We start from the raw sequence: 22,799 nt of genomic DNA, 5'->3' as shown, positions 1-22,799 counted from the left end.
TTTTCTAAATATTGATTAAATACCAATTCTTTTCCGAGCTTATTGCATGTGAAATCAAGTGAAACAGGAATACCTAAGAAATCAGGAAGAAAATCGACAAGTAGTACCGCGAGACAACCGAAAACATTATGTTTGGGCATTTCCCACGTTTCAAAACCGGATGAAACATCTCTGCGGCGCAATGGTTTTGAATTTAAAAAAGTTACCCACAGCATGAGAAAACATGAATCACTTGCAATGACCAGATGGATTTTACTAAAAGGTGTTTCTCAGCAGTTACCTTGAAAGATGAAAAGTTAACCTGAAACAGTTTTAACATTCAGGCGGCACACGGAAATAACGTGAGATATTGTCAAATGTTGTGGATGATGTCTTTTATCAGCGTATCCGTCCCAGCCAAAATTAAGCAGCCTCTTTCATGATTATGCCATCCACAAATCGGATGCCTTCAATGACCTTGCCGATGAGTTGATGGCCCCTGATTCTCTGCCAGGTTTTTTCCGCTTCCATTGCCAACTTGAAAACCATGGTCAGTGTTGCCAATCTTGACCCACAGCCCTTTGTCCGATTTGTGCGAAGTCTGACCGTGGCAAAGGTCGATTCAACAGGGTTGGTTGAGCGGATGTGACGCCAATGCTCGGCCGGAAAATCATAAAATGCAAAGAGACGGTCCTGATCCTTCTCTAAGCAGTCGCAAGCCTTTTCATATTTTGCCCGGTATTGAGAAATGAAGTGGTTGTAGGCCTTTATGGCTTCCTCCTTGGTCGGTGCCATGTACATGTCCCGGATGTGTCCTTTGGCTCTCGGCTGGACACTTTTCGGCATCTTATCCAGAATATTGGCCGTCTTATGAACCCAGCAACGCTGCTCAACCGTTTCTGGAAATTCCTCCCGCAGGGCCGCCCAGAATCCCAAGGCACCATCACCAATGGCCAATTTTGGACCTTCTTTAAGCCCGCGATGCTTGAGGTCTCCCAGCATCTCCTGCCAGGCCTGTTTGCTTTCTCTATAGCCATCTAGGATGGAGACGAGTTCTTTCTTCCCGTTTTCCAATGTCCCCATAATGATCAGGATGCATTGCCGCTTATTCTCGGCATCTTCCAAACGAACATTGAAGTAAATGCCGTCGGCCCAGAAATACACATATCTCTTGAGAGAAAGATCCCGTCCGGCCCACTCCTTATAATCCTGCTCCCAGAGCCTCTTCAGCCGGACGATATTGGTGGCGGAAAGCCCCGATGCATTCTTCCCCAATATGGATTCCAGCACCTTGCTGAAATCTCCCGTGGAGATCCCTTTAAGATACAGTGCCGGGATTAAGGCATCAACCGAGGGAATCCGGCGCATATATCTCGGCAGAATATTGCTCGTAAAAAGCTGATCTTCTCTTTTGTCATGAATCCTGGGCTGTTTTAGCTTTAAGGGGCCGATACCTGTTACGATCTCTCTTTCAGGCAAGGAACCGTTTCTCACAACTAACCGCCTGTTCCTTGAGTCTTTTTCATTCTTAAAGCGGTCAATGTACTCGCTTACTTCGTTCTCAATCGCCGCCTGCAACATCCGGCAGGCTCCTTCTCGGATAATCAGCTCCAGGACGCTCTTTGCTTCTTCTTTAACTTGCTTTTCCCAATAATCGCGGTCATTATTCTCCACGGGCGTATCCTTTCCTCCCCCTCTTGCCAAAGGGGGCTCGTTTTTGGTTTAAACGTTTGGAGGATACGCCTTCTTTCTATGCTGTCCACAACTTTGGGTTATATCTCAAATAACGTTTCCGCCTGGGAAAAATAATTTGAATTAATCAAATATGTGATTCAATCAATAAATCAATATTTCAATAATAATTTACAGAAATACTAAGCCTATAGCGACTTTAACTTTTTATTTCATGAACAGACCAATGCGCCAGTGCATGACACTTAGACAAGAACGGCTTCATTCATACATAATACTCGATACGGTTCCCTCTGCTAATAGTCCACGCCAACGGTTAAACTTCTGCAACCACGTTCATTCGGCCTGTTCTTATAAGCCGGAACTACGTGCATATGCAAATGCTCATATTCCTTTCCAGAATTCGAACCCTCATTAAAACCACAGGAAAATCCCGAAGGTTCAAGTTTTACCTCCATGTTTATAAAATCAATTGAATTTCTGCATCTTTCAATAGCTTTTGTATCTGATTCTGATGCCGAATCAATAAAATGCTTATACCTTCCAATAAGATCAATTTTATGAAAATTATTTGACATTATATCCAAAGCTACTTTGTTAAATTGTAAGATTTCATCACCAGTCAACTCATAAATGCTCTCAATATGCCTTACAGGAAGAATTAGAAAATGTCCTACGTTTTTAGGACAAACATCAACCACTGCGACAAACAATTCATTACGATAAAAAATATCATAATCATTCTTTGCTATCATGTTGCAAAATATACAATCGGCGATATTTTTGTTCATACCAGATACAATATTACAGTCCTTAATAGTTTATACGGATCAGATATTTTCTCCCCTGAAGGATCATCTCGAGACGGTTCTCATGCAGTTACTGAGACATCCGTTTTGAGACTTCTTAAATTTCGTACATGGACTGTGACACTCGGTTATTCTCTCTCGATTATGCGTAACAGGTTATCATTATTTATTGCATGTTATTTCTTCATTAAAAAAATTTTGTCACCCCTTATCGGGTAAATCCCATTTCAGTCTATCGGGTGACGAAGGTTCAAACCTTCGTCACCCGGAATTAACTATTTCTGCATTTTATGCAGTTGCTTCCTTGCTCTTTTTGACGACCGCTCGCTGGCCTTCAGGCAGAGGGGGCGGAGCAGGCTGGCCGACCAGCTTCACGATGGCGCTGAATTGAGGCGGACAGGCTGCAAAGCATGCCCCGCAGCGGATACACTTGTCCTGCTCAATGATGTGAACCTCCTTCTTGGCGCTGATGATCGCATCCATCGGGCATCTCCGCGCGCAGGTCATACAGGCCTGGCACTTTTCCGGATCAATATAGTATGAGATCTTCTCGCTGAATAACTTCTCCACGTCCTCCGTGGTGAAAAGCTTCTCCACATCCTCGTGATTCGTCAGCTGCTTCGCCAGCTTCTCATTCGTCATGATCTTGATGTAGGGGACCTGCCTGATCAGTTCGGCAAGACGGGCGTCCAGATCCTCCTTCCCGATTCCCTCCATCACGCCAAGAGGACCGAGTTCCTTGATCTTCTTGACAAAACTGTTCACGTGTTCCGTGTAAAGGTTCGCTTCCGCACCGGACATGAAAGCCATCCGCAGGCGCTCGGGGTTTAGCCCGATGCGCTCCAGCAGCTTCTTTGTCAGAGCCACCATGTTCTGCGCGTGATAATTCCCGTTCGTGATGTAATTGCACTCGCCGAGATGACAACCACCTACGAACACCCCGTCACATCCGTCGGCAAAGGATCGTAATATATGGGTAAAGTCCACCCGTCCCGTGCACATGACACGGACAAGCCTCATTTCTGATGTATATTGCAGTCTGGAAACTCCAGCCAGGTCAGCGGCGCCGTATGCTCACCAGTGGCACACGAAACCGATGATCCGGGGCTTAAATCTAAGATCAGCCATTCTTCTCTCCTTCCTAAGTTCTTCTTTGTTCCTGCTTCCTTCTCAGTCGACTTCGACCGACACCTGCTCCGGTACGATCGCGTCTATCTGGGCCAGGAGTTCATCCTCGGTATAGTGCCTCAGGGAAATCGCTCCGGTCGGACACATGGCGTTGCACAGACCATCCCCCTTGCAGAGAACGGGATTCATGGTCGCTTTCCGGCCCTGCTTGGTCTCGCGCATTTCGATGGCCCCGTAAGTACAGACCGACGCGCAAGCCCCGCAGCCCATGCACCTCTTCTCATCCACCTCGCAGACGGAACCCGAGGCGGTGACCGTGTCGCGGGACAGAAGGGTGATGACCCGGCCCGCCGCACCATACGCCTGGTTGATCGTCTCATTGATGTGCTTGGGATATTGAGCCAGCCCACAGAGGAAAACACCGTCCGTCGCAAATTCCACCGGACGCAGCTTCACATGGGCTTCCTTGAAGAAGCCGTCCAGGCTCAATGTCACCTTGAACTGATTCGCCACTTCCCTGGTCGCTTCCGAGGGAAGCACCGCGGCCGACAGAACAAGGTGATCCGCATCCAGGGCAAGACCCTGACCCAGAATCGGATCGAGAACACTCACCCGCAGCACCGGCTTCCCTTCCTCCACAACGGCTTCCACCTCGGGGGCGGTCTCCGGCTCATAGCGGATAAACTTGACATCATTCTCCGAAGCCTGCCGGTAATAATCCTCGGCAAACCCGTAAGTCCTCATATCCCGGAAGAGGATGTAGATATCCTTCGCGGGATTCTTCTCCTTGAGCTTCAGGGCATTCTTGACCGCATGACTGCAGCAGATCCGGGAACAGTAGTTCCGGTCTTCGTTCCGGCAGCCCACACACTGGATCATCACCAGGCTCTCGCCATTGATGACCGCTTCGTCGCCCCGGGCAATCTTTTCTTCCAGCTCCAACTGGGTCATCACCCGCTCGTCCTGCCCGTAAAGGTATTCCGTGGGCTTGTATTCCTCGGCGCCGATGGCGATGACGGCGGCCCCGTGTTTGATCTCCGCGGGACCTCTTTCCGAAGTCACCCTGGTGACGAAATTGCCGATATAACCCGTCGCCTCCGTGATGGTGGCCCCGGTGTAGACATGAATCAGCTGATTCCCGTAGACCTTCTGGATCAGGTCTTTCAGGTAGGCCTGGACATCCATCCCTTCCAGCGTGGTGTGAATCCTTCTGGCGTTTCCGCCCAACTCCTTCTCCTTCTCCAGGAGGTAGACCTCATGACCCTGTTCGGCGATGGAAAGGGCGCAAACCATGCCGGCAACACCGCCGCCGACGATGAGCGCATTGTTGTTCACCGGCAGGTCAAATTCCTGCAGGGCCTGCAGACGACGAGCACGAGCCACGGACATCCGGAGGAGATCCTTGGCCTTCTGGGTCGCTTCTTCTTTTTCCTTCGCGTGAACCCAGGAGTTGTGCTCCCGGATGTTGGGCATTTCATAATAATACTGGTTGATCCCCGCCTCGCGAACGGTATCCCGGAACAGGTTCTCCAGGGTTCGCGGCGAGCAGGCGGCGACGATCACGCGGTTGATCCCCTTCTCCCGGGTCATGTCGGTGATCTCCTGGGCGGAGTTCGTCGCGCAGGAGAAGAGCTGCTCCTGCGCGTAGACCACGTTGGGCAGCGTCAGGGCGTACTCCACGACCTCGGGGACGTTGACGATCCGGCCGATGTTCGCGCCGCAATGGCAGACGAAGACGGCGATCTTCGGCTCTTCCCCGGAAACATCCTTTTCCTCGGGATAAACCCTTTCCCTGGACAGGTTCCCCCGCCGGTAGTCCAGAAGCTCGCCGCACTGGGAGCCGGCCCCGCTGGCGCCGAAAACCGACTCGGGAATATCCAGCGGCCCCTGGAAGCCTCCACTGACAAAAATCCCGGGCCGGCTGGTCTGCAACGAATTGCGGGGATCGACCTTGCAGAAATTATGTTCGTTCAACTCGATGCCGAACTTCTCCGCCATCGCCTTCACCTCCAGCGGAGGAGCCAGACCGACCGACAGAACCACCATGTCGAATTCTTCTTCCTTGACCCCTTCATCAGGCGTGGAATACCGGACGAAAACATTCTTCGTGACTGGGTCCTCTCGAACGATGGACACATAGCTGCGAATGAACCGGATCCCGGGAAGGGCCTCCGTCCGGTCGACGTAGCGCTCGAAATCCTTCCCATAGGAACGCACATCGTTATGGAAGATCGTGCACTCCGCATCGGGGTCGTGATCCTTCGTCAGGATGGCATGCTTCTGACTGTAGGTGCAGCAGACCATGGAGCAGTAGCTGTTCTCGCCCTCGGTCACCCGTCGGGAGCCGACACAGGAAAGCCACGCGATTTTATGGGGATGCTTCAGGTCGGAGGCGCGCAGGATCTCGCCCCCATAGGGACCGGTGGCGCACAGCAGCCGCTCGAAGTCCATGCCGGTGACCACGTTGGCAAACTCCCCGTAATGGTATTCCTTGCTCAGCCGGGGATCGAACGGCTCAAGACCTGCCGACAGGATGATGGCCCCCACATTGACCTCCATCTGCTCGGGAACCTGACTGAAGTCGATGGCGTCCTGCTTGCACACGGCTTCGCAGATCCGGCACTTGTCCTCCTTCAGGTAAAGGCAGCTCTCATCGATGTATGTCACCAGGGGAATGGCCTGGGCGAAGTACACATGAACCGCCTTGTTCTTTGATATCTCCTGATTGTAGACATCGGGATAGACGACCGGACAGTACTCCACGCAGGTAGTACAGCCCGAGCACTTGTCCTCGATGATGTATCTGGGTTTTTTCGTCAGTGTGACCTTGAAATCTCCCACCTCCCCGGCTACACGATCCACTTCCGTGTAAGTCAGGACCTCGATATTCGGATGCCGGCCGACCTCGACCAGTTTAGGTGCGAGAATTCACATGGAGCAGTCATTGGTGGGGAAGGTCTTGTCCAGCTGGGCCATGTGCCCGCCAATGCTGGGCGACTTCTCCACCAGGTAAACCTTGAAACCGGCGGTGGCCAGATCTAAAGAGGCTTGAATGCCGCTGATCCCGCCGCCGACGACCATTACATCTCCAAAATTACTGTTTGCTTTTTCCATTTATATCAACCTCATCGGATGTGATGATTTCCTAAATCAATTCCGAAATCACTTCCGTGATCTCTTTAACCTCGATCCTGTCATCCAGACCCATGGTGACCCGGCTGTCCTCGAAGTTGGTGATGCAGTACGGACAGGCGGTGACCAGCACCTCCGCCCCGACATCGACCGCCTGATCGATCCGCAGATCGCAGAACCGCTCTCCCTTGATCGTCTCCATCCAGATCCGACCGCCGCCGCCGCCGCAGCACAGACTGGCGACATGGTGTTCCGGCAGCTCCGTAAACTCCAGACCGGGTACGGCCTGCAGAACATTGCGGGGCTCGTCGTAGATGCCGTTGTGCCGCCCCAGGTAACAGGGATCATGCCAGGTGACCTTCTTCTCATACACCTTGTCCGGATCAAGCTTGAGCCGTCCCTCGCCAATGAGCTCGGCCAGGTACTGGGTGATGTGAACGATCTCGAAGTTCACCCTGAATTCGGGATACTCGTTCTTGAAGGTATGGTAGCAATGGGGGGACGAAACAAGAATCTTCTTCACACCCGCATCGATAAAGGCCTTGATGTTCTCCTTCGCCAGGCGCTGGAACACCTCCTCATCGCCTGCCTTGCGGATGCTCTCGCCACAGCAGACTTCCTTGTCGCCCAGGATGCCGAAATCCACCCCGGCCGCCTGCAGAATCCTGGCTGTGGCAACCGCGACCTTCTTCATCCGCGGGTCATAGCAGGCATAGCAGTCGGGAAAATACAGAATCTCCATCCCCTCGGCAAAAGGCTTCACATCCAGGCCCCTGGCCCAGTCCGCTCGCTTGCCCCGCTCCTCGTTCAGCGGGTTCCCTGAACCGACAAGGCTGCCTCTGATGCTCTTGATCGGCTGTACGGAATGGGGAAATACGCCGTACTCCGTGGCAATCCTGCGCAGGGCAACCCCGGATTCGATCTGTTTTACGTCCCGCGGACACTGCTGGGGACATCTTCCGCAGGTGGTGCAACGCCACATCTCTTCACTCTCAATGTCCGTCAGGCCGAACGTGGCCTCACGGACGATCTTGCGCATGCTGAACTGCCGCACCTTGTTCCAGGGACAGACGGCATCGCACAAGCCGCATTGGAAACAGCGTTTGAAGGCGTCTCCACCGTGCGCTTTAACTTCCTCTATAATTTCCTTGAAGGGGGCTATAGTCTCCACCGGTTTCCTTCCTTTTTCCTTTTTTTATTTCGATTCAAAGGTTACAACATTCTGTGAAATTCGGGTGGCAGTGTCCAGAATCTTCTGCAGTCCATATTTGTCCACCATGGCCAACAATCCAGCCTCCACGTCCTCTATCTCAATACCTTCTTCGACTTCCTCTTCTCTCTCTTCGTAAGTCAGGACGTCCTCTAAGCACCACTGCACACACAGCGGCTCTTTCTCCGGCGGGTCGCTTTCACACATGTCACACTTCAGCGGAAGAAGGGAATCGGGTTCCTTGAATCGGTTCCTTGCCGGACAGGAAGCCCTACAGAAGTCACATTCCGGATATTCTTTGCCGTCAATCACGTAAGAGGGTCTGCCCATGCATTCGGCCGGTGTATACTCTCCCGCGAAGACAGGCATCCAGATGTCCCTCAGGGGGTAGCGAATAATCTGGATGCGTGCTCTGGCCGGATTAATGCTGCTGTACTTCGGGGTTGCATGGAAGGCGGAGCAGGCTATCTCGCATGCCCGGCATCCGCTGCACTTATCTGCATCAACCTTGATTGACTTGACTGTCTTCATAACTTTAGCCATTTTTCAATATACCTCTCTTTTCTAATTCGTCTGCCACATAACCCAAATCCAGCTCCTCGAGTCTCTCCCGGGTCGGAACACCGTCCAGATTCCACCCCTTGTAAAGGTAATAGGTATCGAGGAGTTTTTCTTCGTACTCGTGGTCTCTCCGCTTCCAGTGATCTTCAGGCGGCACTTCATCCGCTCGGGTCATACCTCTCATCAAATTAAAAGCCCTGTGCAGATTACGGCTGCGGTTGACGATTTTCTTTATCCCTGCCTCATCGAGATCCATCCCCGTTGCCGCTGACACCAGTTTCGGAATGTTGTGTATATGGTACGGAGGCTTCAGGCAGAATGACGACATACCGCAGCAGAATCCCGTAGCGTCGTCGATGTTGTGGAGCATCTCCATCCAGTCCACGATTTCAGAGCACATATGAGGTTTCGGGTAATAGGGTATCGAGTTTTCACCGCGCGGTTCCCAGTCAAGGAGATATTGCTTGAAATGATCGTCAGGAAGCTGGGGCCAATCTTTGATGAATCTTTCCCTCTGCTCCATCGTGGGGAAAGCACCCTGGGGCCAGTTCCCTTCAATCTGGGTAATACTGATTTTCTCGTTGGTTGTATACATGAGGTAGTAAATGGGATCAATCGTTCCCAGCTTCAGAGGAAGCTGCTCATGTTTCTTGATGGTATTATGGGCGTATACCTCGGCGCCTTTGCCGATCCTTTTACCCATCCAGTAAGTGCCGTCGGCCATTATGTCTCCGATTCCCTGCCGAAGTGCGAACCGGTCAAGGAGCCAGTAAAACGTTCCTTCTTTATCTTCAGCGGGCGGACAGGGTGGATATTCATCCGTCCCGGCAAAGTCCTCTTCAGTCAGAATGCCCGCTTCTCTAAGCTCGACAGCCATTGCCAGACATTGAGGGGTTCCAAACCCGTCCAGGCCGTACTCCGTTGCCTTCTGTGAGATACTGAAGTTGAAGGCCAGATCGTCTACATAGGCCCCCATGCAATAAGTCATCTTCGTGAAGCACTTCTGCTTGAATCGGGGAACATCCCGGAAGGAAATCAGGGCTCCGCAATGTTGTGGACAGTTGAAGCAACTGATCAGCCGTTTGATTGCGCTCAATTGCGTTTTCGGCCATTCCACGGAGATTTTTTCGTCCCAGAACCCCCTTCTCCGGGTGCGGGCATTTCCCCACATGAAGTTTTCCGTGTGCCATTTTTCATCCGTGTGGACCATCTCCTGCGGCGACCCGATTCCTGACAGAATTGTCATGACGTCCGGAATGGGATTGGCGTTCCGGTAATTGATATAATCGATGACATCCTTCATGTGCGCCCAGAATTTTGCCCCATCGGCGAGGTTAATGTCCTTGGTTCCCCGGACGGCAATCGCCTTGATGTTCTTGTCTCCCATTACGGCGCCTCCTCCGAGACGGCTGGAGCTCGACCGACCCTGTTCAATGGAAGCCAGGAAGTTCCGGTGCTCACCGGCTGCACCGATGGCGCAGACAGCGGCGTTCGGCTCTTTCAATTCCTCTCTGATAAGCTCCCGAACCTCAACGGCGCCTTTACCTCTCAAATGCTCGGCATCGCGGATTTCCACCTTGTCGTTGTGGATCCAGATGTAAACAAGCCTGGGAGACTTGCCGCGAAAGATGACCCTGTCGTATCCGGCATACTTCAGTTCCGCCGCCCAGAATCCTCCCATCATCGGATAGGCCAACAGGTTTGTCTGAGGAGAAAGGGTGACCACGGCAGTACGGTTACAGCTCATCGCCGGCGTACCAACCAAAAGAGGGGCACTGAATATCAGTAGATTCTCCGGATCAAACGCCTTGGTTTCAGGTGGTACCCGGTCCCACATGGTCTTGACGCATATGCCCAGTCCTCCCAGAAGGGTTTCGGTCAAACTCGGATCTCTTTCAACCCGCTCTATGTTGCCCGTCGATAAATCAATTTCTAAATCATATCCAGTCTCTGCGTACCTCATAATTTTACCCCTTTTAAAAAATGGTTACAATGTATCTGTGTCATAGCACTGTCAGATTTTTTGTCAAGTAAATAATTTTTAAATCATGTATATTTTCAATTATTTATATTGATATTAACATATATAGTAATATCAATTAATGGTTAATTATTAATATGACAATATTGTCATATGTCTCTTTCGATATAAGAACTTATGCGATTTTTTTAGGCCATATATGACATAATAACGATTACAAAAAAATCGCCATGGACAAATTGGAATTGTCTTTTAAAAGAAAGAGGAATTCATGCATTCAGTATCTCAAATATTGTGTCTTTCATGACTTAATCATTGACAATATTCTGTCATTATGAAACATTGCCTGACACTAAAGAATGAACGTTCAACGTAAGGAAAGAGTTCCAGTATTAGGAATTAAAAAACGGAACTCGGATCTGATCAATGATTCCAGATCATGTAACAATTTAGCCATTGGAGAAAGGAGCAGCTCTATCCATGCCAATGGGAGGAGTATTTTATTTCAAGCGTAATTTTTTAAGTGTAAAGATCGATTATCTGGCAATGTTGGGTGAAGCACGGGGCAATAATCCTGACCTCGTTGAAGGTGCGGTCATCTGCGAAAATGCCGGCAGTGACGGCATTACAGTCCATCTTCGGAAAGACAGGCGTCATATACAGGATAAGGATGTCTTAGCTTTAAAAGGCGTGGTCCGCGGAAAATTCAACATTGAGATACCGCTCTCCGATGAAATCATCGGTATAGCAAAAGAAATTAAACCGACTCAGGTTACAATTGTCCCAGAAAAGAAGCATGAAAGCAAAGAAGGCGGCGGATTTGACGTCAGACGATACAGACAAAAAGTCAAAGACACAGTTAAATTCTTTCATGATCAAGACATACTGGTTTCTCTCCTGGTTGACCCCGACGCGGAAACAGTTGAACTTTCGAAAGACTGCGATGCTGATTTCGTAGAGATCCATGCCGGGACATATTGTAACGCCGTTGACAAAGCCGTAATTGATCGAGAAATCGCTCGGATATATGGAGCCGCCAACCGTGCGGCAGAAATTGGAATACAATTCAATGCCGGACATGGTCTGAATTACCAGAATGTTTTGCCAGTCTTAAATGCAAAGTTACTGGGCGATGTCATAATCGGACGTTCAATATTTGAAAGGGCTGAAACTGTCGGCCTGTTCAAGGCAGTTGATGAAATGCTGGAAGTATTGGAATAGCCCTATCTCAGGATAAGGTGCGACTGCGCAGGTGAACATAATCTAAGAGGATAAAGTCATGATAGAAGCCACAGAAAAGGCTGTTGAAAAAATAAAACAATTTTTGGAAGACAATCAGGAGGGTGGCAAAATCAGAATTCTTTTGCAGTCGCAGCGCAACACACCTTATCTCGCCATGATTCTGGATGAGCCAAAGGGAGATGATTTGATTGTAACGGAACAGGGTATTCCCTTCATCATTGATAAGGAACTCCTGGAAAAAGCCAAACCGATCAGAATTGATTTCATCGAATCTGCGAAACGATCGGGTTTTCAAATCACCTCCCGTCTCCCCGTGCTTGGCTGTTACAGGTAAAGGGCATCTAACTCAGGGTGCAAGTCCGGAAGAATTTAAAACGAACCTTTATCCCCTGTGGCCGCTTCATCAACTTGAAGGTCTGTAGAAGTCACTATAATATCTCTTAAAACAGCGTCAGAGATGCCGCGCTCCCGAGTTCGTTCCAGCACCTCTGACCATTCTTCTGCTTTTAACAAGTTTTCAAATGTATCAGACCGTCTTCTATCATTGGGAGTGTCGAGAGCAAGCCCCAGACCCCGCCATGGATCCCTCGAATCGATCATTATTGTTTCGTCTTCTCTCCAGGAGTATACGCTCGGCGAAGCAATAACGATTCCTTCAGCAAGGACTGGCAGTCTTATATACTCTACAACTGATAAATTCAGTTCATCAGGTTCCGGCAGTTCGATGTTTTCATCAATCGCCCCTAATATCTTATAACGTTCCTTATATCTTGAGCGGACGATCTCTGTCATCCTGTCGTCTTTATGCCCACATAAAGGCTCAATAGTTATAATAGATGATAAGGGCTCAATCCCCAGCCACTCTTCAGCCTTTCGACCCTCATCCAATTCAAGCAGGAAAATTCTGTAGTGTTCGAGCACAGACTTTCTTGTTATTGGCTCAGCAAAGTAAGGCTTATCCAACCAATACATGTCACCTGACAGTTGAAACCCAAGCGTTTCCTGCTCACAGCGAAGTTGATTGTCTCGACCACGCCATATGCATGGTATTTTCATCCCTGCAGACAGTCCTGCAGGTTTCTCGTTAAGTTTGAAAAGGGACTTATAAATTCCTCGCGCTGCCGTTTTAATTTTTTCCATATCTGGTTCAGTTTGGGCTTTTTCAGGTAAAGTTTCTGCCCAATATTTCCATTCCTTACCTGACGAAGGCGGTAACTTTTCCTTCACCCGCAAGACTCGTGTCATGTAAGTCTGTAAATCCCTGCCCTCCTGTCCATGAGGTAAGCTGATATCGATCTCCGGAAGGAATCCCGTGAATTCCCTCTCAGGGATATATGCTTCCCCAGGTGGCACCGCTGTACCCTTATAAAAAAGGTTTGATCGGCATGGCATCCAGGGATAATTATGCAGCTGCCAAGATGCAAAGGACTGCAGGCGCCCCTGTTTTTGCACTATATGACCATTGTGGAAATGCCCTCCCTGCATGGAGTATTTATATTCGAGACATGAATCGGAGATGGGTATCGAAATCGATTTTAATACTTTCAGCCGGTCTATCGCCTTTTTCGGCAAAGCATCCGGGAAATATTCAATGGCCCATTGCTCATGGACCGTTGTATTCCAGTCAAATTCAGTTCTATCATCGTACGGAGGCGGTTCTAAAGAGATCCAATACTCATCCCACTGCACCTTATTGACAGCCTTGCCAAAGGGGGATTCAGAGATCCAATGACCACTCGCAGGATTTCTTCTAATCGGCCACCTTTTTTCTTTTTCCCGCCACCGGATCAATTTCATTTGCCAGGATACGCCGGCATATTGTAAGTCTCTACTGAATAATTCGAACTCACTTTCTTCTATCTGTAAAGGCCATGAATCCGGGGGACTTAAAACCCCACGATCAGAAGTGTTCTGGAAAAATGCATCAAATTCTTCCGGCCCCCCCCATGCGAGCCCTGCATAACAACAAATGGCAGGCATCCATCCCTTGTCGGTTGGGAGGCGCAAGGCATAACCGAGACGAATCCTGTTTTCATCTTCCCAAATCAAAGTGTCAGTTTCCTCAACCTCTAAATCCAGCTTTCTATAAAATTCAAGAACATCCGGACCATGATTTTCCCACCATGTCTGATCCGTGTGGTTTTCAAGTTCAGGGACAAGGGAGTAATAAAGAACGTCACCATGACCGCTCTCATGCAGGTAATCTTTAAGAAAATCATTCCATGTTTCATTTTGCGAGTTCGGATTCTGCAATATCGATTCTAAAGAACTATAAAAATCATCATTCAGGTAGTCTATGGGAAGCCATTCCGGAATCATTTGTCTGGGAGGTTCTTTATATAGTGTCAGATTCCCCTCCAGGGGTCTGGCCCTGCCCTCATGATTCCACCAGCATTCTGCCTTACGGTAATGATCCAGGCATGCTTCAAGCCGTTCACCCCATAATTGTTTACCGCTGGTCACAATGATCCGATAAAGGCTCTGAACTATTTTTTCACATTCGTCCGGTGTGTTATTGAGACAATTTAGGATCAACTTCTGATAAACCAGTAATGGCAAAGGCGTTGTCCCTAAATTTTTAAGAGCATCAAGGCAGTGTGCATCATCTTGAATTTCGGGTATCACGAGGTTTGCCATTTTCACTTCGTCGGCTGTCGGAGAAAGAATATTTCCTATATTGAATTCCCATGTATGGCTTTTCAACGGGCTGGCAGCATGTCCTCCAATAACGGGCAAAAAGTTTTCAGACATGAGGATATCTTTAAACGCCAGCCAAATTCGTTCCGCCCAGCTTTCTTTATCCGGCAAATGGCAACTGGCCGGCGCGAAAGCCTTCAATATTGTTGACACAGGCACTCCTTCGCTGATCATTCGTTTTAGAATCAGGGAAAGCTCTTTCAGGATCAAAGCGTCCGAGTCGCTTTTTCTAATCAATTTTCTGTTCTGTGACAAATCAAAGGATGAATGAATAATGCTCCGGAACGGCAGTTCTTCTTCTGTTGGAAAAAATACATGTAATGGCTGCTGATATTTCATTGGAATGGGTTTGCGATTTTCATCGAGGGGAAGACAAATAGATACACTGTGAAGCTTGCTTTGACCTTTAACATTCCATGTTTTTGCCCAGCGCTGGTATTCGGTCGAGCTGAAATCAGCTTCCGGCTCATTCTCAAACATGATCCGTATGCGGCAGTCCGTTAAAGGACGATCGGTTTCCCGCTTTGCTGTCCATATCCGTTTTAAATTTTCATCAAGAATGATCCGCAGTTCCTCTATATGCTGGCAGAACAAAAGCACGTGTGCATCAAGCTCCCGCAGTGATTGACATACCTGTTCTCTCTTATGATTTGCGAATGGCAGACGTAAAACTGTCGCATAACATTCCAATAGCTCTTTGATGCCTTCATCGGGTTCTTTTTTAAATGGAATACGGAAAACCGGTGGTTGTTTAATTCCGGAAAAGCCATGCTTTTTAAGTAAAACCAGAGTTTTATCCAAAGAAAAATGAAGATGAAATGGCCCGGAATGTATTTCCGGCTCAGTCGTGACTTCCATGACGGATTTAAAGCCAAGCCCTTTGGCGCCAATTAGCTGAGACGTTGGCATATCCAAAGGCGCCATTGCATCATCGGCGTTCTGAAGTAATTCCCAGATGAAACGTCCGGAATAATCCAGCCCGATTTCTCTTTCCCCTCGCTCATGCTCGGGAATAAGATCAGGGTTGATTTTATATGTCTGTATCTGGCGGTCCTGGATAGCCTCTATCAGATCGACATCCTGTACTTTATCAATGAAATTGAACAGATCGCCATCTATCTCCACGACATCCAACTGTTTTGATGAATCGTCATATTTAGTACCCAGATGCGAGGCGCAGATAGAAATAATGCCGCGCCGAGAAAACGGCTGGCCATCATTGGCAATAATCAAGGCATCATTGGTTACTTTTATCAAACAGGATCGGCTGATATTGGACAATATAAGACTCCTTTTTCTTTCCATTCCTATCCAGTTTTGGATGGCTTATTTTCATTTTAAAAAATTCCCACTCGGAACAGTCAAAAGTTGGGTTCATCCGGTTAATGAGTACCTCTGAGTATGCAGGTGATAGAGGCGGAGTTTGAAGTATTCCATATCCCGGAATCCATAGGCCTGCCTTTTTAAAGTTTTAATTTTGTTGTTTGTGCCCTCAAGGGCGGCATTTGTAATGTGATGTTTGAAATAATTGAGTATCGCAGTCCTGTATCCGGAGAGCGTTTTGGCTACTTTGACGAGTTCTTTGATTCCGGACAGCATGGCGTCCTTACACCAGGTGTCAAGGAAGGTAACAGCCTGGGCGTACTCCGGTATTTCTCAGAAGAGTCTGAGTTGCTCTTTCATGGAATGCATGACGAATAGAGGCTGATTGGCCTGCATCAGGGCATCGAGACGTTCCTTATGGTCCGGCTTCAGGGAATCATAATTTCGCAAAAGGAGGAAGCGGTTTCCCTTGAGGGTTTGCTTCCCGATATCATCAAGTTCTTTCTGATGATTTCTGCGCAAGTTTTCGATGCCTTGATTCATCAGAGCCATAATATGGTAACGGTCGAAGACGACATCGATATTGGGAAGGGCTTCCCGGACGGCGGAGAAGAAGGAAATTCCCATGTCCATTGCAACCGCTCGCAGTTTTTTCCCCTTGCGTGCAAGTTTTTTCAGGAAGGGTAAAATCCCCTCCTTGCCCTTTCCCTCAGTGGCGTAAAGGATTCGTCCTTCGGAGAGATCCATCACCGTGGTCATGTACTCATGGCCTTTCCGGATGCTGAATTCATCAATGCCGATATACCGAACTTTATGAAGAGGAATGTTCCGATAGAGGCGCTGCAATTTCAACTTATGAATCTCTTTGATCATATCCCAACCCACGCCGAGGTAATCGGCAACCCAGCGAATCGTGCCGAATCGAAGCAGATCCAGAACAATCAGAGCAAAGGATCGGGCAAATCTATGCTTCCCCACCATAAAAGGCAGATCGGGCCACCAAAGGGTGTCGCAAGTGTTGCATTTTATTCGATGAAGGGAAAGTACAAGCAAACACCTCTTACGCCCCATAGGTCCCAGATGAAAACTCCGTGTTTTCTGTCCTTTAAAGGTAAATTTACGCTGCCCGCACTTTGGACAGCGAATGTATTCTTCTTTCACATCTGCAAAATATTCGATGACGTCACCCGTGAAGCGTGTTGCTCTATAAGTAATACCCTTCAGATTGAAAGCATGATAAAGAACCGATGTGGACATGGTCTGGAGCCTCCTTTTGTTGTTCGATTGGTCTCAAACAACAGGGCTCTTGCCATGTCCATGTGATTTTATGCAATACCAAGGTACTCATTAACCGGATGAACCAAAAGTTGATTGCTCTTGATTTGATTATAATTGTCTTTACGAATGAAAAAATCCTGACTTCTTGGGATAGAAAAATGAGCTTTATAAAAATGAACAGGCAAGTTGTAATTGAGAATAAAGCAACAATTTACGATAAAGATGCGGCGCTATAGCCAGCTCACGTTCATAAACCGCTGATAAAATCGAGGTACAGGTGTTCCGCCACCTTCAGAGATAATCTGCATACCCCGCGCAGAATCTGTCAAAATCGCTCCGCCCAAATGAGTCACTGGTGTATTGCGGAAAAATGCAGCCGTGAGTGGTGTGCATCACTCAAGTTGGCCGCAATTCCTGTGGCTCAATTATCCAGGCTGTCACCAATGTAACCCAGACCAATCCTCAGGTCTGCCACTGTCCTGTTTTCTGCCACTTAGCTGATCACTCGATTAAGCTCAGCCAAAATGGTTCCTGTTTTAAGTATCTCAAGTTCATGTGTTCGAAAAGGCCATGGTCTTCGCCATCAGCAGATCAGAACCTTTACACTCTCTATTTTTTACAAGACAAATTGCGTATTTCAGGCTGATCTTCAAGCTTTTTGTATCCCCAAAAGGACCGGGCATCAACTATCCTTCAATTTTTCGAATGGTTATTCATAACCTTAAGGGGTGCAATGACCATTCTTCGCCTTTTCCTCAATTATCTAATCATATTTATGCCCTAAATGACTTAATTTTACTAATTGCTTGACATGTCATAAATGATATAATAAATGCAATGTAAAAAATTAAGATTACCAACAGTGGCCGGTATCAAGGAAATAGAGGGGAAATGGAAAAATACAGGTGTTCAATCTGCCAATATATCTACGATCCTGACAAAGGAGACACCAGGGGCGACATCCCGGCAGGCACCGCCTTTGAAGATCTCCCTATCGACTGGACATGCCCGTCTTGTGGCGCGGCAAAATCCAAGTTTAAAATCTCAAGAGTCAAAGAAATACGCAACCCTTATGCATCCAAGTAAGCTCCTGCGATCGATAACTATTTAATATAACTAAATTATTAAATATATTTTGAAAAGGAGAGACAAAATGGAAAAGATTAATAAAATTTCGATTAAAGAATTCAAGAAGCAAGAAGATGGTTCCTGGGTTGCCGTTCAAAATTCAGATATACAGTGTGAATCTGGAAAGATAATCAGAATAGAACCTGGCTTCATTTTTAAAAAAGGCATCACGCTCGCCGGAGCTGATGTTGCATCAGCACTTGATGAAATCTGTGAGGCGGCGGAAACCGAGATGAAGGGATAAGTGATTACATTACCCGATTGACTGGGCTGCACTCATGGAATACCGGAGGCTGGTAAAATCGAAATTACCGCCAACGAAGTTTTCATCGATGTGGCAGAAGAAGAAACGGGAATAGTCAAGCGATGAGGACCTGAAACTTTTTTTATTAAAAGAGTGGCCGGTGCCACGGAAAGAGAGGGGAAAATGGAAAAATACAGGTGTTCAGTCTGCCAGCATATTTATGATCCTGACAAAGGAGACCCAAAGTCCAATATCCCGACAGGTACCGCTTTTGATAATCTTCCCGCCGACTGGACATGCCCGACATGCAGCTCGGCAAAATCAAATTTTAAAGTCTCCAACGTTAAAGTAATACGTAATCCTTATGGCTCGTGAGCCCACAGATCGTCTGCCGGGGTTCCTCGTTGGGAAAGGGCCACGGGAAAGATAGTCCTTGAAGCGCTCAATTGTGGTCTCGAGGAACCCTGATTTTTTTTAGATGGTTTAAGTATCTTAACTTTGGAATAATTTCTCTGTGTATCTCACATAAAACAGATTTTCCTGCCCTCGTACCGGTCAGCAATAACTTATCTTGCGGACATCCTCCCTGACAAGCTGTTCTGACGTCACACCGTCTGCACTCTTCTGGAATGTCCGGTTCTCCGAAATCATTATGATATAGATCGCATTGTATTGCTTTTAAAGGATCTGCGTCAAAAATTGTTCCCGATTTAAATGAATGTTCTCGAATACATGAGGCAACTGTTCCATCAGGATGCACCGTAGCAAGTCTTTTTCCACAAAGATAGGGAGAAGGCTCAAAATCCCATTCAGGAATCAAAAAATCCAACAGGAAAGTTGTTCTAACATCATATCCTCGGATAATATAATTTTCCAATAAATCGCATAACTCATTATATTGTGATGAACGTCAACTATTTTTCCCGTTCGCATTGCCTCACCTGAAATCTTCCTTTCATAGAGCAGTTGCCTCACGAGAAATGTAACCCATAATGTCCCCATGCTGTTTCATGAAAAAGCAAAAAGGGGGGGTATCGTGAGGCTGAGAATGAGTTTTCAATCCAGAAGAGAGTTGCTTTCTCAGGTGGTTTCCCGCTACAGAGAAGCCAGCCGCGAACAGAAATCAATTATTCTAAATGAGTTTATTGCCTCAAGTGGCTATGCCAGGAAATATGCAATCCGGTTGCTTTCCATGCCGGCCGTGGCGCCTGTGGTTTCTATTCAGAGACAGAGACAGCGTAGTTATGGCACTGAAGTGCAGGAAGCGCTGCAGATTTTATGGGGAGCGGCCAATTTCATTGGCTCCAAGCGGCTTGCACCGTTTCTTGAAGAACTTGTGCCTGCCATGGAGCGCCATGGACATCTGGAGGTTACGGAGAAAGTCAGAAGCCAATTACTTTCCATAAATCCGGCAACCATTGACCGAGTTTTACGTCCTTTTAGAAAGTCAGCTCCCCAAGGTGCCTGTACAACAAAATCCGGCATTCTTCTCAAAAAACAGATTTTGGTTCGTACATTTTCGGATTGGAACGAAACGGAGCCAGGTTTTTTTCAGGCCGATCTTGTGGCCCATTGTGGACAAAGCACCGAAGGAGCTTATCTCAACACCCTTGTGCTAACTGACATTGCTACCGGCTGGGTGGAATGCCTACCTCTTTTGTTCCGCAGTCGGCATGCTGTCATTGAAAGCCTTGATTACATCCGTAAGATATTGCCCTTTCCGCTTCTTGGTCTGGATACAGACAATGGCAGTGAATTTATCAATGCGGAACTCTTGGCTTACTGTGAGCGTGAGAAAATCACATTTACAAGAGGGCGTGCCTATAAGAAGAACGACCAATGTTATGTGGAGCAGAAAAACGGGGTGGTCGTAAGGCAGTTGGTCGGCTATGATCGATTTGAAGGAGAAGGGGCCTTTCTCCAGTTGAGGGAACTCTACCGGGCGGTGCGGCTCTATGTTAACTTTTTCCAGCCGTCGATGAAGCTTCATGAAAAGCACCGCAGTGGAGCCAGAATACAAAAAATCTACTGCCCGGCAAAAACCCCCTTCCAGCGCTTATGTGCGGCACGGGGTGCCGAGGCGACCGAAAGCCTTAATACGATCTACTTGGCTCTTGATCCTGTAGAACTTCTTCGTCAGCTGAGAATCCTGCAGGATGCACTTTGGAAACATACTGTATTGCAGACGGGAGAACCACCTGCGGGGATAAATAGCACAGTTCGGCTTGCTGAGATAGAATTTAACAGAATTGAGTTGAATCATTCCGCGCAGAATGACAGAAATAGCATTTCTGATATGGTGCCAAGTAATCCTGAACCGCAGAAGTGCAAATACCATCGAACGAAAGCTGTGCGAGCTCCTCATACCTGGCGTACACGTAAGGATCCCTTTCAATCCGTATGGGCTGAGATCTGTGGACGACTAGAAAAAAATCCGGAACGAACGGCAAAATCAATCTTGCGTGAACTCCAGATACTCTATCCTGACCAATACTCCGATGGCCAGCTGCGAACCTTGCAAAGGCGTATTCAAGAGTGGCGAGCCAAGGCGATTCTTACCTTTGATCATCGATGGCTTGAAGAGGGACAACTTCTTCAAGAAGGGCTACCACGACCACTTGGAGCAAAAATACAAATTGATGAACTTCCTGGAAAATGATCGTAATTCTTACCCCAGCAGCTTAAACGTTGCAAAAACAGGGTGCGGAGGATGACAAATGAAAAAAGCAGATGACTCCGGTAAAGACTTGGCAGCCCTGGACGAACTTATTGAGGAAATCACCGTTGATGCTTACGGCGATGATGAACAACTCTGGGCATTCAGGCAGGTCATGGAAGACGAAATCAGCTTCCCTTGCGATGGAATCGTCATCGGTGAGCCAGTTGCAGTGCTTGAAATTGACTATGACGGAAATGAGCGGCGTGGTTTAACCGCGACGTGTCGGCGTATGGATGGCACCAGGCATATTGTGGCGGCGACAGATGTCGTGTTTCCCAGGCAATCGAAGGGTTACCGTTACCTGGCCTGCTACCGGAAGTGGCTGGGGCTCGACCCGTTTCCTCCTGAATCTGCCTCTTCCTACCGGGAGCCTCGCCGCAGAGAGAAAGATGCCGGTCTTGGCCAGGAAGATTCCGTCGAGCTCGTTGTGCTCTCGGTCAAGCAACAGTCAGCGCGGTGCCGCCTCCTGAAGAGCGATCTCATCGTGACTTTCCGCACAGGTCGAACCTGGGACATGATTCCTGGAGAAATCATAACGGTCAGACAGGGAAAGAGGTGGAACTTTGCCGGCCACACCTATCTTGCCGGCAAAATCGACTCGAAACGGCTTAATGTAGCGGCACTGGGACTTGTCCCCCTTGAGCTTGAGAACGTCGGCACATGGACCCCGGAAGAGCATTACTGGGGCGAAGAAGATGAGCCGATCGAGGAATGGGCAAAACCAATCATCGCATACGGTGCGCGGCAGGCATTCGAAATGGAGCAGGTCTTGCCGGGTATGAAACCCGACGACTTTGGCGACGACCCGATCTGCAGGTCCAATGATCTCAAGAATACCGGAGACCCTGAGGCCGCCTTCAAGATCCTGATGGGACTCTGTCAGGAAGATCTACGTTGCCTGGATGCACTCGCGCATCTGGGAAACTTCGTATTCGACCGTACTCCCAACGTGGCGATACATCATTACGAGGTGGGCCTGCGCATCGGTGAGCTCTCCCTGGGGCCTGATTTTAATGGCTTACTCCCTTGGGGGTTCATTGATAACCGGCCATTTCTTCGCTGCATGCACGGGTATGGGATCTGCCTCTGGCGTCTGGGTCGTTTCATCGAGGCTGCACGGAATTTTGAACGGATGCTGTGGCTCAATCCCTCCGATAACCAGGGCATACGCTTTTTGATTGACAACATAAAGGACAGAGTAACCTGGGAAAAATGTCAGGAAGATGATTGAATAAAGTATGTTCGGTAAGATTTGGAATGAGGCAACGATCCTCTTGGGTAAGCTTTTCAGGTGAGGCAATACGGCGGGAGTTATAATTGTCGCTCATCAATATTGCTTTAAGAGCATTTTTCCGTATTCCATATCCAATCCCCGGTACATATCCCTCTGGTATCTTAAAGGATATCCATTTTCTACTCCGAATTTTGAGATATCGAGAAGCCTCGCCAGGTTATAATCATCCAGTGTAGCGACGATTGTCTGACCGATCACATTGGATCTTTCACTTATGATCTTCATCCTTTTCGCTAATTCTTCAATCGAGATATCTGTGATGTTCGATATCATATATTGGATATCTTCCAGATTTTCCCAGTTTACGGAATCGATTAAATCTCCATTCGTATAAAGAGATGCCTGCATGCCATCCGTATTTTCATATACAGAATCCATAACT

The 22,799-nt window shown here is 48.1% G+C and carries 18 protein-coding genes and 2 pseudogenes; 8 read left to right on the top strand and 12 right to left on the bottom strand.

Features of this window, described 5'->3' with window-relative positions; all coding sequences use genetic code 11:
- The first annotated feature begins 48 nt into the window (after positions 1–48).
- Entirely contained in the window at positions 49–285 is a 237-nt protein-coding gene (locus SYN_RS16060; protein ID WP_148202517.1) for a hypothetical protein, read from the top strand.
- Positions 286–402: 117 nt separating this feature from the next.
- Here SYN_RS16060 and SYN_RS06640 read toward each other — a convergent pair whose 3' ends face one another.
- From SYN_RS06640 to SYN_RS06605, 7 genes are all read right to left on the bottom strand, one after another.
- Positions 403–1,653 (bottom strand): IS256 family transposase, encoded by a 1,251-nt coding sequence (locus SYN_RS06640; RefSeq protein WP_049749931.1) that lies wholly within the window; start codon positions 1,651–1,653, stop codon positions 403–405.
- Between the two features lie 314 nt (positions 1,654–1,967).
- Positions 1,968–2,462 (bottom strand): HIT family protein, encoded by a 495-nt coding sequence (locus SYN_RS06635; RefSeq protein WP_011417300.1) that lies wholly within the window; start codon positions 2,460–2,462, stop codon positions 1,968–1,970.
- 306 nt (positions 2,463–2,768) lie between these two features.
- Entirely contained in the window at positions 2,769–3,608 is an 840-nt protein-coding gene (locus tag SYN_RS06630) for a hydrogenase iron-sulfur subunit (protein WP_148202458.1), read from the bottom strand.
- A 42-nt stretch (positions 3,609–3,650) separates the two neighbouring features.
- A complete protein-coding gene (locus SYN_RS06625; protein ID WP_148202516.1) occupies positions 3,651–6,722 on the bottom strand; it encodes an FAD-dependent oxidoreductase in 3,072 nt (1,023 codons plus the stop codon).
- A gap of 31 nt (positions 6,723–6,753) precedes the next feature.
- Positions 6,754–7,911, bottom strand: a complete 1,158-nt coding sequence (locus SYN_RS06615; RefSeq protein ID WP_011416388.1) for a (Fe-S)-binding protein — start codon at positions 7,909–7,911, stop codon at positions 6,754–6,756.
- Positions 7,912–7,935: 24 nt separating this feature from the next.
- On the bottom strand, positions 7,936–8,493 hold the full coding sequence (locus SYN_RS06610; RefSeq protein ID WP_011417298.1) for a hypothetical protein: 558 nt from the start codon (positions 8,491–8,493) through the stop codon (positions 7,936–7,938).
- Complete coding sequence (locus tag SYN_RS06605; protein WP_011417297.1) at positions 8,486–10,474, bottom strand: aldehyde ferredoxin oxidoreductase N-terminal domain-containing protein; 1,989 nt, start codon at positions 10,472–10,474, stop codon at positions 8,486–8,488. The genes SYN_RS06610 and SYN_RS06605 overlap by 8 nt, the downstream gene beginning before the upstream one ends.
- 498 nt (positions 10,475–10,972) lie before the next feature.
- On the opposite strand from SYN_RS06605, the gene SYN_RS06600 reads away from it, so the two are divergent.
- Positions 10,973–11,713: a pyridoxine 5'-phosphate synthase gene (locus SYN_RS06600; RefSeq protein ID WP_083756460.1), complete on the top strand. Its 741-nt coding sequence runs from the start codon at positions 10,973–10,975 to the stop codon at positions 11,711–11,713.
- 58 nt (positions 11,714–11,771) lie between these two features.
- A complete protein-coding gene (locus SYN_RS06595) occupies positions 11,772–12,068 on the top strand; it encodes an IscA/HesB family protein (RefSeq protein ID WP_049749930.1) in 297 nt (98 codons plus the stop codon).
- A 35-nt stretch (positions 12,069–12,103) separates the two neighbouring features.
- Here the strand turns inward: SYN_RS06595 and SYN_RS06590 are convergent, their stop codons facing one another.
- The 3 genes and pseudogenes from SYN_RS06590 to SYN_RS17040 all read right to left on the bottom strand — a co-directional run.
- The gene (locus SYN_RS06590) at positions 12,104–15,712 is read right to left on the bottom strand and encodes a hypothetical protein (RefSeq protein ID WP_148202515.1); all 3,609 of its coding nucleotides are present in this window, start codon (positions 15,710–15,712) and stop codon (positions 12,104–12,106) included.
- A gap of 93 nt (positions 15,713–15,805) precedes the next feature.
- A pseudogene (locus SYN_RS06585) lies at positions 15,806–17,011 on the bottom strand (ISL3 family transposase).
- A 251-nt stretch (positions 17,012–17,262) separates the two neighbouring features.
- A pseudogene (locus SYN_RS17040) lies at positions 17,263–17,409 on the bottom strand (hypothetical protein); the annotation flags it as partial.
- A 514-nt stretch (positions 17,410–17,923) separates the two neighbouring features.
- Between SYN_RS17040 and SYN_RS06580 the strand changes: the two are divergent.
- The 3 genes from SYN_RS06580 to SYN_RS15780 all read left to right on the top strand — a co-directional run bounded on the left by SYN_RS06580 (position 17,924) and on the right by SYN_RS15780 (position 18,779).
- A complete protein-coding gene (locus tag SYN_RS06580; RefSeq protein WP_011417291.1) occupies positions 17,924–18,118 on the top strand; it encodes a rubredoxin in 195 nt (64 codons plus the stop codon).
- Positions 18,119–18,185: 67 nt separating this feature from the next.
- Positions 18,186–18,404, top strand: a complete 219-nt coding sequence (locus SYN_RS06575) for a hypothetical protein (protein ID WP_041584823.1) — start codon at positions 18,186–18,188, stop codon at positions 18,402–18,404.
- 183 nt (positions 18,405–18,587) lie between these two features.
- The gene (locus tag SYN_RS15780) at positions 18,588–18,779 is read left to right on the top strand and encodes a rubredoxin (RefSeq protein WP_083756459.1); all 192 of its coding nucleotides are present in this window, start codon (positions 18,588–18,590) and stop codon (positions 18,777–18,779) included.
- A gap of 67 nt (positions 18,780–18,846) precedes the next feature.
- On the opposite strand, the gene SYN_RS15775 is transcribed toward SYN_RS15780, so the two are convergent.
- Positions 18,847–19,281 carry an SPASM domain-containing protein gene (locus SYN_RS15775; RefSeq protein WP_083756458.1) on the bottom strand — a complete coding sequence of 145 codons (435 nt, stop codon included), beginning with the start codon at positions 19,279–19,281 and terminating at the stop codon, positions 18,847–18,849.
- 171 nt (positions 19,282–19,452) lie between these two features.
- Here SYN_RS15775 and SYN_RS06565 point away from each other — a divergent pair, with 171 nt between their 5' ends.
- Entirely contained in the window at positions 19,453–21,063 is a 1,611-nt protein-coding gene (locus SYN_RS06565; protein ID WP_158302942.1) for an integrase catalytic domain-containing protein, read from the top strand.
- A gap of 58 nt (positions 21,064–21,121) precedes the next feature.
- The gene (locus SYN_RS06560) at positions 21,122–22,354 is read left to right on the top strand and encodes a hypothetical protein (protein WP_011417287.1); all 1,233 of its coding nucleotides are present in this window, start codon (positions 21,122–21,124) and stop codon (positions 22,352–22,354) included.
- A gap of 96 nt (positions 22,355–22,450) precedes the next feature.
- Here SYN_RS06560 and SYN_RS06555 read toward each other — a convergent pair whose 3' ends face one another.
- On the bottom strand, positions 22,451–22,795 hold the full coding sequence (locus SYN_RS06555) for a hypothetical protein (protein WP_011417286.1): 345 nt from the start codon (positions 22,793–22,795) through the stop codon (positions 22,451–22,453).
- Between the last annotated feature and the right edge of the window lie 4 nt (positions 22,796–22,799).

The organism is Syntrophus aciditrophicus SB, from assembly GCF_000013405.1.
Classification (GTDB): domain Bacteria; phylum Desulfobacterota; class Syntrophia; order Syntrophales; family Syntrophaceae; genus Syntrophus; species Syntrophus aciditrophicus.
Note: the sequence above shows the minus strand (reverse complement) of the source record. Positions and strands in the feature narration are given on the sequence as shown.

Excerpts from the sequence above, each read along its gene's own strand:
- SYN_RS06635 (WP_011417300.1), bottom strand. The coding sequence starts at position 2,462 with ATGAACAAAAATATCGCCGATTGTATATTTTGCAACATGATAGCAAAG.
- SYN_RS06610 (WP_011417298.1), bottom strand. The coding sequence starts at position 8,493 with ATGGCTAAAGTTATGAAGACAGTCAAGTCAATCAAGGTTGATGCAGAT.
- SYN_RS06605 (WP_011417297.1), bottom strand. The coding sequence starts at position 10,474 with ATGAGGTACGCAGAGACTGGATATGATTTAGAAATTGATTTATCGACG.
- SYN_RS06600 (WP_083756460.1), top strand. The coding sequence starts at position 10,973 with ATGCCAATGGGAGGAGTATTTTATTTCAAGCGTAATTTTTTAAGTGTA.
- SYN_RS06595 (WP_049749930.1), top strand. The coding sequence starts at position 11,772 with ATGATAGAAGCCACAGAAAAGGCTGTTGAAAAAATAAAACAATTTTTG.
- SYN_RS06580 (WP_011417291.1), top strand. The coding sequence starts at position 17,924 with ATGGAAAAATACAGGTGTTCAATCTGCCAATATATCTACGATCCTGAC.
- SYN_RS06575 (WP_041584823.1), top strand. The coding sequence starts at position 18,186 with ATGGAAAAGATTAATAAAATTTCGATTAAAGAATTCAAGAAGCAAGAA.
- SYN_RS15780 (WP_083756459.1), top strand. The coding sequence starts at position 18,588 with ATGGAAAAATACAGGTGTTCAGTCTGCCAGCATATTTATGATCCTGAC.
- SYN_RS06565 (WP_158302942.1), top strand. The coding sequence starts at position 19,453 with ATGAGTTTTCAATCCAGAAGAGAGTTGCTTTCTCAGGTGGTTTCCCGC.
- SYN_RS06560 (WP_011417287.1), top strand. The coding sequence starts at position 21,122 with ATGAAAAAAGCAGATGACTCCGGTAAAGACTTGGCAGCCCTGGACGAA.
- SYN_RS06555 (WP_011417286.1), bottom strand. The coding sequence starts at position 22,795 with ATGGATTCTGTATATGAAAATACGGATGGCATGCAGGCATCTCTTTAT.